The sequence below is a fragment of the Stieleria maiorica genome (assembly GCF_008035925.1).
Lineage (GTDB): Bacteria > Planctomycetota > Planctomycetia > Pirellulales > Pirellulaceae > Stieleria > Stieleria maiorica.
Genome location: NZ_CP036264.1, coordinates 668,215 through 686,023, shown reverse-complemented (window position 1 = coordinate 686,023; position 17,809 = coordinate 668,215). Strand labels below are relative to the sequence as shown.

General features: G+C 60.8%; 2 protein-coding genes. Both read right to left on the bottom strand.

The window, feature by feature from the left end; translation table 11 throughout:
* Positions 1-125: 125 nt before the first annotated feature.
* Positions 126-7,946 (bottom strand): DUF4347 domain-containing protein, encoded by a 7,821-nt coding sequence (locus tag Mal15_RS02095; protein ID WP_147866231.1) that lies wholly within the window; start codon positions 7,944-7,946, stop codon positions 126-128.
* A 232-nt stretch (positions 7,947-8,178) separates the two neighbouring features.
* Positions 8,179-17,724, bottom strand: a complete 9,546-nt coding sequence (locus tag Mal15_RS02090; protein ID WP_147866230.1) for a DUF2341 domain-containing protein — start codon at positions 17,722-17,724, stop codon at positions 8,179-8,181.
* Positions 17,725-17,809: the final 85 nt, after the last annotated feature.

Genomic DNA, 17,809 nt, shown 5'->3' with positions numbered 1-17,809 from the left:
TGTCCACTATCCAAACCTATGCCACGCACAAATCCGTGCGACGGAGTGCGTACACGGGGACTGAAAATGGCGGACAATCGCCAGGACGGATGGTGGTGGTTGTTCTGACAATGACGTCAACGCAGTTATGATCCGCGCGATCGTCGGTGCCCTTGCCCGATCAACGCATCCAGGCCCTCATCCGGAGCCGCCGCGGCGTTCCGGTAGGCCGACAGCATTGCGATCGGATCGATAAATCGCCATGCCGGTAAACTGGACGCAAAAACGGTCATCAACGCTCCGCCACGGAGAGCCCAAAACACGTAGCCGATCGAAAACACGCTCATCCCCGCGCCGGCCGCCCCGACGTAAACCATGATCGGGGTTTCCTGCTGCTGTTCCAGATCGTCCCACTGCGTCCACAGGATGGCTTGCCGGATGTCCTGTTGAAGCAGCCGTTCCAGTTCGGATATTCCCAGTGAAGACGAATTTCTGGCAGACACGTGGTTATCCGAGACCCCGTATACGTTTAACAGTCGCGCGGTCGAATCGCTGTTCAATTCATCTGGCATGGCCGGGCCGATGCCAGCACCGCCTGCTCGATCTGGCCCCGCATTGCCGTCTCGCTCCTTCCCGGTGGTATCCAGTGCCGTTGGGATCGCCGCGGCACCGCCAGCGGCGCTCGCGCCGCTTTGCGACTCTTGCGACGCCTCGTTTCGCGACAAGGGATCGTCGCTATCGACGGATTCGCTCTCCAGTGTCGTTTCAGGCGTCGACTGTGACGCTGGTTCAGAAGCCGCCTCGGTAAGCAACGGTGACGACGGCACGGCGACCACGTCCAGGGTCACTTCGACCGTTCCGCTGACCAAGGAGCCGTCGGTCACGGAATAAAAAAACGAATCTTGTCCGAAGAAACCCGCATCGGGTGTGTAAATCAACGCACCACCGGGCTGCAGCGACAACGTTCCGTGATTCGGTCCGGTGACCAGGATCGTCGACAGCGTGTCACCGTCGATGTCGCTGTCGTTGAAAATCACACCCGACGTTTCTGAGGCGAAGGTCGACGTCGCGATCAGTGTGTAATGGTCCGAATGGGCAATCGGAGCATCGTTAACCGGCGTGATATTCAAGTGAATCGATTGAGAGAGCGTGTCGTTGCCACCGCCGTCATCGACGACCTGGAAGGAAAAGATCGCCGGCCCGCCGTTGGCATCGTCGCTGGGCTTGAACTGCATTCCCTGGATTTCGGCCAACGTGTACGTCGATGCCGTCACGGCAGTCAGGCCATCGGTCAGATAGATTTGCCCGAACGATGCATCGGGCAATTGGGTGACATGATAGAACAGCGTTTGAGACGACTCGTCGGGTCCGCCGCCGGGGCCATAGTTGACCGCAGCCAATCCGAGCGAAGTGAATCCTGAATCCTCTGCGACCGTGAGGTTGTTCAAACTGCCGGTGGTCAGGACCGGGGCGTCGTTAACCGGCGTGGCAGTCATCGTTTTGACACCGGTCACCGGTGCGGCCGCTCCGTCATCCACGCTGGTCGTGATCGTGAAGTCGTTGGCATAGTCGGCGCTCGGTGAAAAAACGACGCCGGCCAGCAACGCGTTGACGTCGGCCACCGCACCGCTGGCGGACCAAACCCCCGCGGCGAAGGTCGACGTGACCGCCCCGGACGTCCCGGTGCTGAGCGCCCCCGCAGCGGCATCGGACAGCGTCAACGTGACGGTCAAATCCGTGTCATCGATGTCACTGACGACGATGTCCGTCAAATCCAACGGAGCGTCTTCGGTGTACGTTTCTGCGGCGCCCAGATTCGTCCCCAGCGGGGCATCGTTGAGCGCCGTGATCGTGATGTTGACGGTCGCGGTGTCCGTGCCCCCGTTGCCGTCATCGATCAGGTAGGTGAACGTGTCGACCGCGGTTTGCCCCGGCGCCAGATAATCAAAAACACCGTTCGGGTCGTATTGGAAATCGCCGCCCGCACCAACGGTCAACAAAGCCCCCGAAGGCAGCGTGAACGCCGAACCGACGTTCGTCCCGCTGCCGTTGACACCGGTGACGGTCAGCGGATCGCTGTCGCCGTCAAGATCGTTATCCAGGACCCCATCGGCGACGTTGATGACCAGCGTCGCGTCCTGGTTGGTCTGGTAGCCGATCCACTGCGGACCGGCAGCACCCCCGCCGCCGTCGACAAGCGATCCCGCGTTGCCATTGGCGGACAAGTCGGCGGCGCCGCTGCCGGTTCCATCATTAAAATTCCAGTAACCGATCAACCCCGGTTCCGCTCCGGTCAGCGCCGCATCGAAATCGCTGCGAATCTCGTTTCCTGTGCGGGCGACGTTCCAAAGTCGCACGTCGTCGATGTCTCCGCTGAAGTACTGTCCGGCCGGGTTGTTCTGGCGTCCGCCGACGGTGAAGTCATCCAAAGTGGCATGGGCGTCGCCGATGCTGCCCGATCCGTAATAGGTGTCGACCAGATTGCCGTTGACGTAAGTGTTCATTGTGCCGTTGTCGTACACGACGGCGACATGAGTCCACTGGTTCAGCGGAACGACGTACCCGGTGTCGTACCACGCCCAACCGGGATTGGTGTTAGACACGGCCCAACGCAGATTGCCGCTGGATGTGATCCCGATTTCGTACTCGCCTTCCTTATTCAGAATCACGCTGGAAGACGCGGGATAGGCATCGGGTCGGATCCGTACCTCCATCGTCAGGTAGTCGCTGACTTCCAACGTCGTGCTGGCGCCCATGTTCACTGCGTCGTCGATTCCGTCGAACTTCAATCCGTGGTGGTCGTCCACGGCGAAGGGGACATCATCGACGGCGGCCACCGACAAGGATTTCTGCGACGTGTTGCTCGTGCCACCGTCGCCGTCGGTCACGACGAAGTCGACGGCGCGGACCGCGGTCGAAGGATTCTCCGAAACATTGAAGTAGCTGATCTGTCGCCCGACTTCTTCGGCGATCGGCTGCGTGGCGTTGTTGTTGAACGTGATCACCAAAGGCGTCGCGCCTCTGCCACCGCTAAACGTCCCGACCTGTGTGCCGCTGTGGTACACGCCGGTTCCCAGCAGTGTGATCGCGCCGCCGGGCTTGATGATCAATCGATCGTTCGCCGTCCCGTTGGTCGAAATCGAGGCGGTCAATTGTCCGGTGGCAAAGTCCACCGAATCGACATCGGTCAACGTCAGCAGCGAATCCACGACCGCCGCGGCATCGTTTTCGCTGTACGCCGTCGTGCCGGCAGAGGTGCTGATGACCGGCGCATCGTTGACATCGCTCACGGTGACACCGGCCGTTTCGGCGTCGAGGCTCAGCCCCGTGGTGCCGCCACGCGTCGACACATCGACTTTGGTGCCCGCCGATCCGCTGGATTGGTCCCAAGCATAGAAATCAAAGCTGGCCGTCGTGCCGGATTCGCCGTCGGGGACGAACCGAACCCGATCGGTCGCGCGCAACAACAGCGCCGATGCGTTGGAAACCGCTCCCACGCCCGACCAGGACGATCCGCCATCGGTCGAGTACTCCCAAGTGCCGTTGCCGCTAGCCAGCGTCGCGATCGCGACGCCTTCGGCGGCCCCGATGTCCACGTCGCTGACGCGGTCGCCGCCGGCGCTGGCCAACACCGACGCGATCGTGTCGCCCGAATTGTTGACTTCGTCCTCGGTGATCGACGAAAGTGTCATCGTGCCGCTGTTATCCAACACCGGCGCATCGTTGACATCCGTCACGGTGATCGAAGCGACTTCGGTCGCGACGCTGTACGGGGTGGTGGCACCGTTGACGGAGGTGTCGACGTACGTGCCCTCGGTTCCGGTCGCTTGGTCCCAAGCCCGGAACGTCACCGTCGGCGCCGTGCCGTTCTCGGCGTCGGGAACAAACCGCAGCAGATCGGTTTCCCGCAACAGCAGTGCCGACGCGTCCGACACCGAGGCGACGTCGGACCAGCTCGATCCGCCGTCGATCGAGAATTGCCAGTAACCGTTGCCGTCGTCGGTGGCGGTGACCGCGATGCCTTCGACCGGGCCGAAATTGACATCGGTAATGCGGTCGCCACCGGCACTGGCGATGATGGACGCGACGGTATCACCCGTGTTTGCAACCTGGTCCTCGTTGATCGTGCTCAGCGTCATCGATCCCGAGTTGTCCAGAACCGGGGCGTCGTTGACCAACAGTGACGCCGTGTCGCTGTCGGTCGAGAAGGCGGTGGTGGTTCCGTTGACCGTGGTGTCGGCCAAGGATCCGTTGACTCCGGAGGTCTGGTCCCAGGCGCGGAACGTGATGGCCGAAGCGATCTGGCCGTTAAAATCGGGTGTCGGCTGAAAATACAGTCGGGTGTTGGCATCGGCGGCCAGCAAGCGTGCCGAGCCATCGCTGACTGCACCCAGTGCGTACCAGTTTGCCCCGTCGTCGATCGAATAGAACCAGGTGCCGTTGGTCGTGTCGGCGGCCGTCACCGCAATCCCCAGCACCGCCCCGATGTCGACGTCGGAGACGTTGTCGACTTGACCTGAGGGAGAATCAAAATCGACCAGCGAAGTGATCAAGGTCCCGACGGCTCCGGCCGGCGCCGGAGCGTCTTCGTACTGGCCGTCCAATTGCGGACTTTCGGTCACATCCAACTCCGGCGCGTCGTTCACATCGGTGACCGTCATCGAGGCGACTTCGGTAGCCGTACTGAAAGGTGTCGCACCGCCGTTCTCGGACGCGTCGACGGTGGTCCCGGCGGTTCCGCTTGCCTGGTCCCAGGCGCGAAACGTGATACTCGGCGCGGTTCCGTTTTCCTGGTCAGGGACGAAGCGGAGCAGGTCGCTGTCACGAAGCAACAGCGCCGAAGTGTCGGACACGCTCGGGACAGACGACCAATTGGTGCCGCCGTCGAGCGAGAATTGCCAGCTGCCGTTTCCATCGTCCGTCGCGACCAACGCGATGCCTTCGACCGCGCCGGCGTTCACGTCGGTGATGCGATCCCCGCCGGCGCTGGCGATGATCGATGCCAACGTGTCGCCCGTACTTGCGATTTGATCTTCATCGATCGTCGTCAACGTCATCGCTCCGGAATCGTCCAGCACCGGGGCGTTGTTGACCAATTGAGATGCGGTGTCGGTCGCCGCGGAAAAGGCCGTCGTGGTTCCGTTGGTCGACGTGTCGGCCAACGAGCCGTTGGCCCCCGTCGTTTGGTCCCAGGCGCGGAACGTCATGGCACCCGCGACTTCGCCGGTGAAACCCGGGTTGGGCTGGAAATAGACGCGTGTGGTCGCATCGGCGGCCAGCAATCGAGCGGAGGCGTCGCTGACCGCTCCCATGGCGATCCAGTTGGCTCCATCGTCCAGCGAATAAAACCAGCTGCCGTTGCTGCTGTCGACGGCCGTCACCGCGATCCCCAAGACCGAACCGCCATCGACGTCCGTGACATTGTCAAGTTCACCCGAGGGCGTTGCGTCATCGACCAGCGCCGTGATCAACGTGCCCACCGCTCCGACCGGCGCGGGGGCGTTTTCCTGTACGGCGTCCATTTCGGGATCGGCGGAACTGTTCAGCACGGGCGCATCGTTCACACTCGTGACGCTGATGTCGGCGGTTTCGACCGCAGTGCTGAATGCCGAGCTGCCACCACCGGTTGACGCATCGACCTTGGTTCCGAACGCGCCACTGGTTTGGTCCCAGGCCCGGAAATCAAAGCTCGCCGAAGTGGCGTTGTGTCCGTTGGGGACGAATCGAATCAGGTCCGTGTCGCGCAACAGCAGCGCCGAACTGTCCGACACGGTGCCGACGGCCAACCAGGTGCTGCTGCCGTCGGTCGAGTATTCCCAGTGCCCGTTGCCATCGGCGGTCGCCGTGATCGCGATCCCTTCCTGAGCTCCCGCACCGAGGTCGGTGATGCGATCGCCGCCGGCGCTGGCGACGATCCACGCGACGGAGTGCCCGGAGTTGGACGATTCGTCTTCGTTGATCGTGTTGAGCGTCATCGTGCCGGTGTTGTCCAGCACCGGGGCGCTGTTGCCGGCCGTGATGTTGGACGAGAACTCGGAGGTCGCGTTGGTCGTCAAGTCGGTTGCAGTCGCCGAGATCGCCTCGCCGGCGGTCACCGCGGTCGCTAATGTCGTGTTGAACGACGCGTCGCCCGTCCCATCGGCCGTGACGTTGACAAAACCCAGGTAGCGCTGTCCTTGGCCGTATCCGCTAGCGTCACCGCTCGCGCTGGCGAAAAACTCGATGCGGAACGATCGTCCCGGCGTCGAGGCGAGCGAACCAGTGATCGTGGTTGAAGCCCCCGGGGTGGCCGCGGTGAGATTCGCAAAGTTCTGCAGATCGTTGGCTCCCGAATCCGTGTCCGGTGTCGGAGTCAATTCGCCGTCGTTGGCCGTCACTCCGTCCCCACCCAGGTCGATCCCCAGACCTCCGTTGGAATCAATCGAGTTGCCAAGGATCGCGTTGCCGGTTCCCGATGCGTCGACGTGCACCCCATCGTCGGTGTTGAAGCCGATGACGTTGCCCTGGCCGGCGCCGGTCCCGCCGATCGTGTTGTTGTCACCTGCGACCACAATCCCGTCGTCGTGGTTGGCCAAGCCTGCGATTGCGGTCGCGTCGGTACCGATCAAGTTGCCTTGAATCACCGTGCCGCTCACCCCCGCGGCGATGTCAATCCCGTCGTCATCGTTGCCCGCGATCAGGTTGCGATCGGCGGCGGCCGCACTTCCGATCGTATTGTTGTTGGCAACGACGGCGATCCCGTCTTGCAAGTTGCCCAGGTCGGACATCCCGCTACTGTCGGTCCCGATGAAGTTGCCCAGGATCGAGTTTCCGGTGCTGGCGATTCGGATCCCGCCGAGTTCGAATTGATTGATGACCAGCCCCTTGATCGTGCTGCCATCGCTTCCCGCGCCCAGGTTGATCCCGAAGGTGGTCCCGGCTGCGGATCCATCGATCTGGATATTGAGCACCGCATCATCGCCGACGGTCAGCGTGTTGACCGATGATCCCGATTGGGTGTATCCGTCGATGATCACCGCATCAGTGATCGTCGGCAGCGCGGTGGTCAGTGCGATCGAATGGACTCCCGCGCCGGCAATGTTGAACTGGATCGTGTCCAACCCCGACGACGCGTTGGCATCCAGGATGGCTTGGTGCAGCGACCCGGCGCCGGTGTCATTGACGTTGGTAACGGTGAAGGTCGCCAGCTGTCCCATCCAGTTCTGTTGCGACACAGTGCTGAACGCGATTTCTGTTTCGATTGTGCCCGCAACATACTCCAAATCCCAGTCGCCGCCGCGGGATTGATGCCCCGTCACGTCGTCACTGGCCGCGACGTCACAGTCACACAGCGCGGCGATCGAGTCAACGAGCGCTCGGCCTTCGTCGGATCCGGCCAGATCACATCCGTACAGCAGCAGGTCCGCATCGGCATCCAACGCACCCGCCCACAAGGCGATGTCTCCAGCGTAGGCCGACATCGTTTCCGTATCCAGCCGAGTGTCACCGAGCTGCAGCCCCTGGCGGTCGCCGTGGCTGACCAAATGAATCGCGTCGACACCGGAAAGGCCGCCGAGTGTTTCGGTGATTTGGCTGATCCCGTCTTCGGACGATGACAACCGGACGACCAACCACTGCGTGTCAGTGGCCGACTGATCGCGCAGACCGTCAAGCAACCCCTCGGCGTCCTGGACCGAGTCATCAACGAAAACAACTTCTAACCGACGCGACGGATCGACTGGCAGCGTTTCGTGCGACTCGGTCAACGGCGACGCGTCGTCATCGGTTACCGTTCGGTTGGCCGACGGAGGTTCTGGTCCGGGTGCCGTTGCGATGGCGTTGTCTGATTCAGCCATCTGGGCGATCATCGCATCAAGAATCTCCGTCTCGGCGTGCGGCATCCCCTCGCCGGAATCCAGCCCGTCCCCGTTAAGCAGGACGCGCTCTTCCAGCAAGTAAAAATCGAAGACTCGATTGGGATGATTCACGATCAAGACGTTGATCCGATGAATGACGATTGGGGACGCAGGTGGATGCCACTGCTGCCCGATGGCTGTCCCCTATGGCTGCCGCTATCTGATTTCCAAAGGTAGGATGCGGCGCGATAGTCTTTGTACAGATGTCAGGTAGGATCAATCACGAAGGTCAACCGACGTCACGGGTTATTCCTGTCACAACGATCACTCCGGTGGGGTCGGGTGCAGCACCCTTCGCCGCCGGCTATCGGCCGCGTGATTCGCCGCCGCGTCCGATCATCGCTTCAAGCCCTTCGTCAGGCGTCAACTGCGAACTCCGATAGGCCGAAAGCATGGCGATCGGGTCGATAAATCGCCATGCCGGCAAGCTGGATGCGAACACCGTCATCAACGCCCCGCCGCGTAGTGCCCAGAACACATAGCCGACCGAAAAGACACTCATCCCTGCACCGGCCGCACCGACAAACACCGTCATCGGAGTGTGTTCTTCTTCGGTTTGGGAGTCGTCCCACTGGGTCCAAACGATCGCTTGCTGCATGTCCTGTTGAAGCAATCGTTCCAGTTGCTTGAGTTCCGGCGAGTCGGAAAGGACATAGTTGGCCGCGTCATCGGCTGTCGCATAGGCAGCCAAGCGTTGCTGCTGCGAGGCTTCGGCAACGTCCAGCGACGGAGCCTCCTGCCCCCGGCCGCCCTCGCCGGTTTTTTCGCCCGACTCAATGGTGACCTGAGATTTGGGGGTGGCGGCAGGTGCGGTGACGGACGACACGCCCGCTGCATCGCCTGTCGAATTCGATTCGGTCTCCTGGGAAGACTCTTCTGATTCGAGTTCCGATTCCAAGTCCGGTTCCGACTCGATGGCCGGTTCAGAACTGGGTGATTGGTCTGCAACGGGAGCTTCGACGGAGGCCAGCTCGAACGATCCGCCGGCGAAAGAAAAGAGCGGCACTTCAATCACCGCTTCGGCGACGTTGCTGGACAGTGATCCATCGGTCACGCGATAGAAGAACGAATCCTGACCGAAGAAACCTGGGTTGGGCGTGTAGGTAAAGCCGCCGCCCGGCTCCAAAGAGAACGAACCGTTGGTGGGTCCGGTGACCAGGACGACGGCCAAGGTGTCTCCATCGACATCGGTGTCATTGAAGATCACGCCGGGGGCGGTCACGGAAAGCGAATCACCCGGGTTGACCGTAAAGCTTTCGCCCGTCGCCGTGGGCGCCTCGTTCACCGCTGTGATATCGACGTTGACCGTTCCGATGGTCTGATCGGTTCCGCCGCCCGATCCGGTGTTGCCACCGTCGTTGACGACCACTTGGATCGTGTCGGCGTCGTTGCCGAAAGTGTTCAGAGTGCCGTGCAGGTACTGGACGTTGGCCGAAGTGTCCAGGAACGTGTTCAAATCGGCCAGCGACCCCATCAGGGTCAACGTGCCGGTACCTGATCCGCCGACGGTGATTCCGCCACCGGAACTGGCGGTCAGGTTGCCGCCCGTCGATGTCGATAAGGTGACCGTCAGGTTGCCGGTGTTCGCATCGACGTCACTCAGGTTCAGCGCCGACAGGTCGACGTGACTGGTGACGTCTTCGGTCACCGTGATGTCGCCGGGCAGACCCGTTCCCGTGGGATCGTCGTTGGTCGCGGCGATCGAAATGTCGCGGGTCTGCGTGTTGGAGTTCACATCCCCGTCATTGACGGTGAACGAGACCGTTCGCGTCGCGGTGGAGGGATTGTCGCTGGTGTTGGTGTAGGTGATGCTTCGCAGGGCCGCTTCATACTGGGCGACCGTGGCGGTCCCGGTCAACGTCAACCGGCCCGTCCCCGAATCCCAACTGCCGACGATCCCGTTTTGATCGGTAAACGACAATAGATCCTCGGCGGAATCGTAGTTCCCCGAGACTTGAACGACCGCCGATTCCAGGTTTGTGTCGTCGACATCCGACAGCGCGATCGACGCAGTGATCGCCACCGCGCCGTCGTTTTCGGTGTAGGCCAGCGTACCGCCTTCGACCGACGATGCGATCGGTGCGTCATTGATGCCCGAGATCGTCCAGTTGAAGGTGCTGCTGGTCGTCGTTCCGGCGCCGTCATCGACGGTAAAGTCGAACGAATCGCTGACCGTCGACGAACCGTCGTGGTCGTAGGTGATCAACCCGGCGTCGATATCGGCCTGCGTAAACGTGTCGCTGACGTTCAAGGCGACGGCATTGCGGTACAGGGTTCCGTTGATCGGCAATGCATCGACGGTGTAGACCAATTGGGCCACAGAATTGTCAACGTCCGTGGTCTCCAGCATCGTATTGAACAAAACGTTGCCGGTCGATCCTTCGGCGACCGTGACGCCGGTGTTGGTCGACACCACCTGTTCGTCGTTGACCGCGGTGATGTCGACGTTGACGGTGCCGATCGTTTGATCCGTTCCGCCGCCGGAACCCGTATTGCCGCCATCGTTGACGACGACCTGGATGGTGTCGGCGTCGTTGCCGAAGGTGTGTGGGGTGCCGTGCAGGTACTGGACGTTGGCCGGGGTGTCCAGGAACGTGTTCAAATCGGCCAGCGTCCCGATCAACGTCAACGTGCCCGTGCCAGAGCCACCCACGGTGACGCCACCGCCGGTGCTAGCCGACAGATTGCCTCCGGTCGACGTCGACAGCGTGACGGTCAGGTTGCCGCTGTTGGCGTCGACGTCGCTCAGGTTCAATGCCGACAAGTCGACGTTGCTGCTGACGTCTTCGGTCACCGTGATGTCACTGGGTAGCCCGGTGCCGGTGGGATCGTCGTTGGTCGCGGCGATCGAGATGTCGCGGGTTTGCGTGTTGGAATTCACGTCACCATCGTTGACGGTAAACGAAACGGTGCGTGTCGCGGTGGACGGGTTGTCGCTGGTGTTGGTGTAGGTGATGCTCCGCAGTGCCGCTTGGTACTGGGCGACGGTCGCCGTTCCGGTCAAGGCCAGCGTCCCGCTACCCGCATTCCAAACGCCGCTGATTCCGTTCTGGTCGACAAAGGTCAGCACATCCTGGCCATTGGCGTAATTCCCGGTGATCTGGACGACGGCGGATTCAAGATTCGTGTCATCGCTGTCGGACAGTGCCAACGTCGACGTGATCGCGACCGCGCCACCGTTTTCGGTGTAGGCCAGCGTTGTTCCCTCAATCGACGCTTCCACCGGGGCGTCGTTCGCAGCCGTCACAGTCCAGTTGAAGGTGCTGCTGGTCGTCGTTCCGGTGCCGTCGTCGACGGTGAAGTCGAATGAATCGCTGGATGTTTCGCTGCCGTCGTGGTCGTAGGTGATCAGTCCGGCGTCGATGTCAGCTTGGGTGAACGTGTTGCTGACGCTCAATGCCACGCCGTTGCGATAGAGCGTGCCGTTGGTCGGGACCGCATCGACGGTGTAGACCAGCTGTGAATCGGTGTTGTCGACGTCGGTGGTTTCCAGCATCGCCGTGGTCACGGTGTTGCCGGTCGATCCTTCGGCAACCGTGTCGCCCGTGTTGGTCGCCAGCACTTGTTCGTCGTTCACACCCGTGATGTCGACGTTGACGGTGCCGATGGTTTGATCGGTTCCGCCGCCGGATCCGGTGTTGCCGCCGTCGTTGACGACCACTTGGATCGTGTCGGCATCGTTGCCGAAGGTGTGCGGCGTGCCGTGCAGGTACTGGATGTTGGCCGGGGTATCCAGGAACGTGTTCAAGTCGGACAGCGTTCCGGTCAAAGTCAACGTGCCGCCGCCAGATCCGCCCACGGTGACACCGCCGCCGGAACTGGCCGACAGGTTACCACCAGTCGACGTCGAAAGCGTCACCGTCAGGTTGCCACCGTTGGCGTCAACGTCACTCAGGTTCAGTGCCGACAAGTCGACGTTGCTGCTGACGTCTTCGGTCACCGTGATGTCACTGGGCAGTCCCGCGCCACTGGGATCGTCGTTGGTCGCGGCGATCGAGATGTCGCGGGTTTGCGTGTTGGAATTCACGTCACCATCGTTGACGGTAAACGAAACGGTGCGTGTCGCGGTGGACGGGTTGTCGCTGGTGTTGGTGTAGGTGATGCTCCGCAGTGCCGCTTGGTACTGGGCGACGGTCGCCGTTCCGGTCAAGGTCAGCGTCCCGCTACCCGCATTCCAAACGCCGCTGATTCCGTTCTGGTCGACAAAGGTCAGCACATCCTGGCCGTTTGCGTAGTTGCCGGTGATCTGAACGACGGCCGATTCCAGATTCGTGTCGTCACTGTCGCTGAGGGCCAACGTCGACGTGATCGCGACGGCGCCACCGTTTTCGGTGTAGGCCAGCGTTGTGCCTTCGATCGACGCTTCGACTGGTGAGTCGTTGACCGCCAGCACGTTCAAACTCGCCGAATCGGTCGCGCCGCCGTACGCCGTCGAGCCTCCATTGGTGGACACATCGACCGCGGTGGTTCCGCTGGGGTTTCCGTCGGTCGTGTCCCAGGCCCGGAAGGTGATGTCTCCCGATGGTCCGGAATAATCCGCATCGGGGACGAATCGGATCTTTGCGGTACCGTCCAACAGGACCGCGCTCGCGTTGCTGACCGCTCCGAAATTGGTCCAGCCGCTTCCCACGTCATATTGCCAGGTCCCGTTCGTGTCGTCCACACCGATCACCGCAACCCCTTCGACCGCACCGCTGTCGGCATCGGTGATTCGGTCCCCACCGGCCGACGCGACGATGGACGCAACGGTGTCACCGACCGGATTCAAGTCGTCTTCGTTGATATCGGTCAGCGTCAGATTTTCCGTTTCCGCCGATCCGAGAGAGAAGAACGCACTAGGGTTATCTTGGCTGGCGAAGGACGCTTGTATCCAATCCTGTGAACGGACCAGATTGGACACGCGGATTTCATCCATCATCCCATCGAAGTACCGCGTTGCTCGATCGGGGTTGCCGCCCCACAACCAGTCGGCCGGGTCGGCGAGTGTCGTCCAGGTCGTCGCCAGCGTGTCCGAACTGAATGACATCGCCACGCCGTCGACGTAGATCTCAACCTCTTTCGTGGCAAAGTCCTGCGTCAGGGCGACGTGGTGCCAAACACCATTGGTATAGGGACTCGGCCCCAGAACATAGTTCGGATCGGTGCCGCCTTCGGGATAGTAGAAGTGATTGCCACTCCCGTTGGACGCCCATTCGTATCCGTCTTTCGCCCCCGTGGTAAATCGGTTGCTGGATGTCATCAGGATTTGGTGATCGCCGTCGGCGACGTTGTCCCAATTGACCCACACTTCGATCGTCGCCGTTGACGCCGTGCTATCTAAGCTGGCACTGTCGTTGATTCGGATCAGGTCGTCCACTTCATCGAAATCCAGCCCGCTGCCGATCTTGGTGGTGACCAAGTCCGCGGCGTCCATCGTTCCTTCGGTCGTCCCGTCATTGTTGTTGGCGGTGCTGTCGTTGATTTCCCCTGCAGTTCCGTCAGGTGAATCGTTCAGGTGCCAGACGCCCTGGAAACCGCTGTCCCAGACGTTGACGACGTCTTGCTGGTTGGTGGCCCCAGCGTTGCCGTAGTACAGGTACAGACGCGTGTCTTGCGCTGCCGACAGGTCGGTTTTCACCCACGCGAACAGCTCTCCAGTTGCCGAGGTGAACAATTCGACTTCGTGGGCCAACTGAGTGGTTCCGTCACCGGCGGTGAACAAGATGTCGTCCGCATCGGCCTGGGCAAAGGACGCCAGATCCGCATCGGAATTCAGATGAACCAGCAGAGGGAAGCCTACAAGGTCGGCGGAAACCTGCCCCGCGCCGACCAAGATTTCTTTTCGATATCCCCAGTCGCTGTGGTACCAATCGGCGATCTCGGGGGCATCGTTGGCGGCTGCGACGTTGATCGTTTTCTGTGCGGTGTTGCTGGTTCCGCTGTCGCCATCGGTCAAGACAAAGTCGACGGTGCGTGACGCGGTAGAAGGGTTGTCCGACGCATTGAAGTAAGCGATTTGTCGTCCGATGGCTTGAACGATCGCCGGGGTACTGTTGGCATTAAAGGTGATCACCAGATCGGATCCCGCGGACCCGCCGCTCCACGTACCGACATCGACCCCGCCGTGGCGGACCGTATTTCCGACGACCGTCACCGATCCTCCGTCGACGACCGTTAATTGATCATTCGCGGTGCTTCCGGCGGAGAACGAAACTGTCAGGGTGCCGGTATCGAAATCGGTGGAATACGGATCCGTTGCCGTGAAACCGGTGTCGATCAACGTCGGAGTCGTGTTTTCGGTGAATGCCGTCGCACCGCCGGACGTGGCGATCACCGGGTCGTCGTTGACCGTGATGGTGACGGTGGCGACATTGGAATCCAGGCTGCCGTCGTTGGTTTGATAGGTGAACGAGTCGACGCCGTTGAAGTTCAGGTTGGGTGTGTAGGAGAACGACCCGTCGGCGTTGATGCTGAGCGTGCCGTTGCTCGGCCCCGCGACGACGGCCGTGTTGACCTTGATCGGCCGACTGTCTGGGTCCGAATCATTTTGCAGAACCCCGGATTGAGCGATGGCTTGAACTTGCCCGGCCGAAAGCGCGGTGTCGTAAACACGAACATCGTCGATCTGGCCGCTGAAGTAGCGTGTCGCCGCGCCGGGCTTGCCGATCTGCAGGTTGCCCCACGCCGAGCGGTCGTTCTGAACGCCGGTGTCGGTGCCTTCCAGCACGCCGTCGACGTACAGCGAGGCGCTGAACACGCCGCCTCCCAAATCGGTCACCGTCACGGCGGCGTGATGGAAGTTTGTGGTGTCGGTGAAGTCCGAATTGGAGACGATGTAGATCGGGTCGGCGCCGTTGGCGGGAACGTCATAGCCCAAGAAGAAGACGATCTTGCTGGACTGGTTGTAGGTCCCGATCGTCAGCCCCATCTCTGCCTCGGCGGGCGTTCCCGGCCCCGATCCGTAACCGTTGCCGCTGCTGTAGCCCTGCCAAAGGATGTGCTGTTGACCGGTCGTCGTCGTCGTTTGGAACCACGCGGACAGGGTGAAACTGCTGGCCGACTGTGCCACCGTACTCGTAGTCGCGACATAGTCAGTCGATCCGTCAAACGTCAGTGCACCCGAACCGACATAGCCGGTGCTCCAAGTCGGATCATCGGAATCGACGGCGGCGGTTGCGCCCAGGGTCGCATCGTTGCCCATCGATCCCGAATCGACCGTGTTCTGTCCGCTGCCTTCGTCGAATTGCCACCAGTTGGCCAGATTGGTTGTTGTCGGTCCGACGTCCAACGTCGTGTTGACGGTGGTAGAGTAGGCATCATCGGTTGCGACCGGGGCGGTGTTGGTGACCGTGACGTTCTGGGCAAATTCGGATGTATCGCTAAACGAATCGAAACTGATGTTGCTCTTTGTCGCGGTAGCGCTAATGAACTCACCTTCAACAACTGGCGCCGAGAATGTTGCGTTGATCGCCGCGTTCCCTGATCCATCGGTCGTGACATTGACATAGCCTAGAAAACGCTGTCCCTCACCGTATCCGCTGCCATTGCCGGTCGCGTCAGCAAAGAACTCGATCCGGTAGTAACTGTTAGCAATTCCATTGAGCGTTCCGATGATATTCACGTCGGTCGCGGAGACCATCTGCGCCGATGTCAGAATCGGATAATTTTGGAGGTTATTCGCACCGGCATCGCTATCACCAGAGTCGTTAGCTGTCACCCCATCGCCACCAAGATCAATGCCGAGCCCTGCGTTGGAGTGGATGACGTTTGAGAGAATCGAATTGCCGATGATTCCCGCGTCAGCGTACAAACGAATTCCGTCACGGAGATTGCCTGCGATCAGGTTTCCATCTCCAGCACTGCTCCCCCAAATTACATTGTTTGTGGGATTGCCAGTAGCCGCCCCTGCAAATCGACTGATAAAGATGCCGTCAAAATCGTTGCCCAGCGTCGCATTTCCGTCGACATCCGTGCCGATGTAGTTGTTGAGAATGACGTTTCCCGTCGAAGCTGCTCCGCCAATACGAATTCCCAATCCATTTCCGGAGATGACGTTCCGTTGGAAGGGAGACACCCCACCAATCGTATTGTTTGCACTGTCGATAATGACGATGCCGTCGTTGGTGTTACCGAGGTCGTTCAGCCCGTACGCGTCAGTTCCGATGAAGTTCCCCGTGATTGTCGTGTTTGAAGCGCCCGACTTGATGACGACTCCGGAATCTGCATTCGCCGAAATCACGTTTCCTGCTCCGGACACTGAGCCGCCGACCAGATTATTCGTGCCCGAATTGATTTCGATTCCATCCCCAATGCGGTTGCCGCGATCAAGAGCACCGGATTCGTCGGTGCCGATGAAGTTTCCTTGCACGATGTTGTCGGACGTGTTGATCTCGATACCTTCCCAGTTCATCGAAATCACATTTCGCTGGGCCGATGTTGTGCCTCCGATCGTGTTTCCCGTCCCCGAAATGATTGCAATTCCAACGTCCGTGTTTCCGCCACCGGTCGCACCGTCGGGATCAAGCCCGACGTAGTTGCCTTGGATGACATGCCCGGTGACTCCAGTTCCAACAATTGTGATCCCTTCGTCGCCATTGTTTGTGATCACGTTGCGAAGGATTTGCGCATTTGATCCGGCGATATCAATCCCGTCGTCGCCGTTTCCAATGCCCGTCGATCCCGTCCCGGAAGTTCCGATCCAGTTGTCGGCGATCGTGACGTTGTTCGCTCCGGAAGCGATATGGATCCCATCGAGGGTGAATCCGGTGATCATCAATCCCTGAATCGTACTACCTGCTCCGCCCGCAGCGACGCTGATACCGCTAAAGCCGGAAGCATTGCCGTCAATCCGCACGACTGGAGTCCCCGCGTAATCGGGTTCGCTCAAGCCGTCGAGTGTCACTGCGTCGGTGATCGAAAGTCCCGAGTTTAGGCTGATGACATGAACGCCCGTGCCGGTGATGTTGAAATCGATCGTATCCAGCCCCGCGTTGGCGTTGGCGTCGAGGATCGCCTGTCGCAGCGAACCGGCACCGGAATCGTTGGTGTTGGTGACGGTGTAGGTCGCAAGCGTCCCTTCCCACGCGGATCGGGCGGCCAAGGAAAACGCCACCTCCGTCTGAATGGTTCCCACTTGGTACTCAAAATCCCAGTCGCCACCGAGAGTCTGGTGCCCGGTTGCGTCCTCGCTGGCCGCGACGTCGCAATCACACAAAGCAGCGAGTGTGTCGATCAGTTCACGACCATCGTCCGTGCTGGCCAAATCACATCCGTAGATCAGCAAATCCGCATCCGCATCGAGAACGCCCGCCCAGGATGCGATTTTCTGGGCATAGCCGGTTGCCGTGTCCAAATCCAGTCGCGCATTGCCGAGCCGAAGTCCCTGGCCGTCTCCGTGGCTGACCAGATGTACCGCGTCGACACCGGAAAGACCGGCCAGGGAGCGGCTGATCTGGTCGATCCCGTCCTCGTCGCCGGCCAGTTCGATGACCAGCCATTGCGTCGCATCGTCGGCGTCGGCTCGCAATCCATCGATCAGCGTTTCCGCATCTTCGACTCCGGCATCCACGAAGACGACTTCGATCGGGCGAGCCGGATCGAGCGGTGACGGGCTTGCAGCGTCGGAGGCCAGTTCGTCTTGAACCGACGAGTCGGAATATCCATTCTCCGGCGCTGCGGTGGGCAACCCCTCGAAGGCATGCCCGTCTCCCTGCGGCTGACCTTCGGTGGCGATCAATTCGATCAGCGCATCAAGGTACGCTGCATCAGCGTTCGCCCCGGCATCGATCGTGTCCGGAGCGTCGGCGCTGAGCAGGATGCGATCTTCGAGCGGATAGAAGTCGAAGACACGGATGGGTGGTTTGACAGGCAAAAGCGGCGTCTCGTTTCGCAGGACGGCTCGTCGGATTCGGGCCCCCGGTGACGCTCCGCCCCCTACATCGGAGCGGATTTCGATA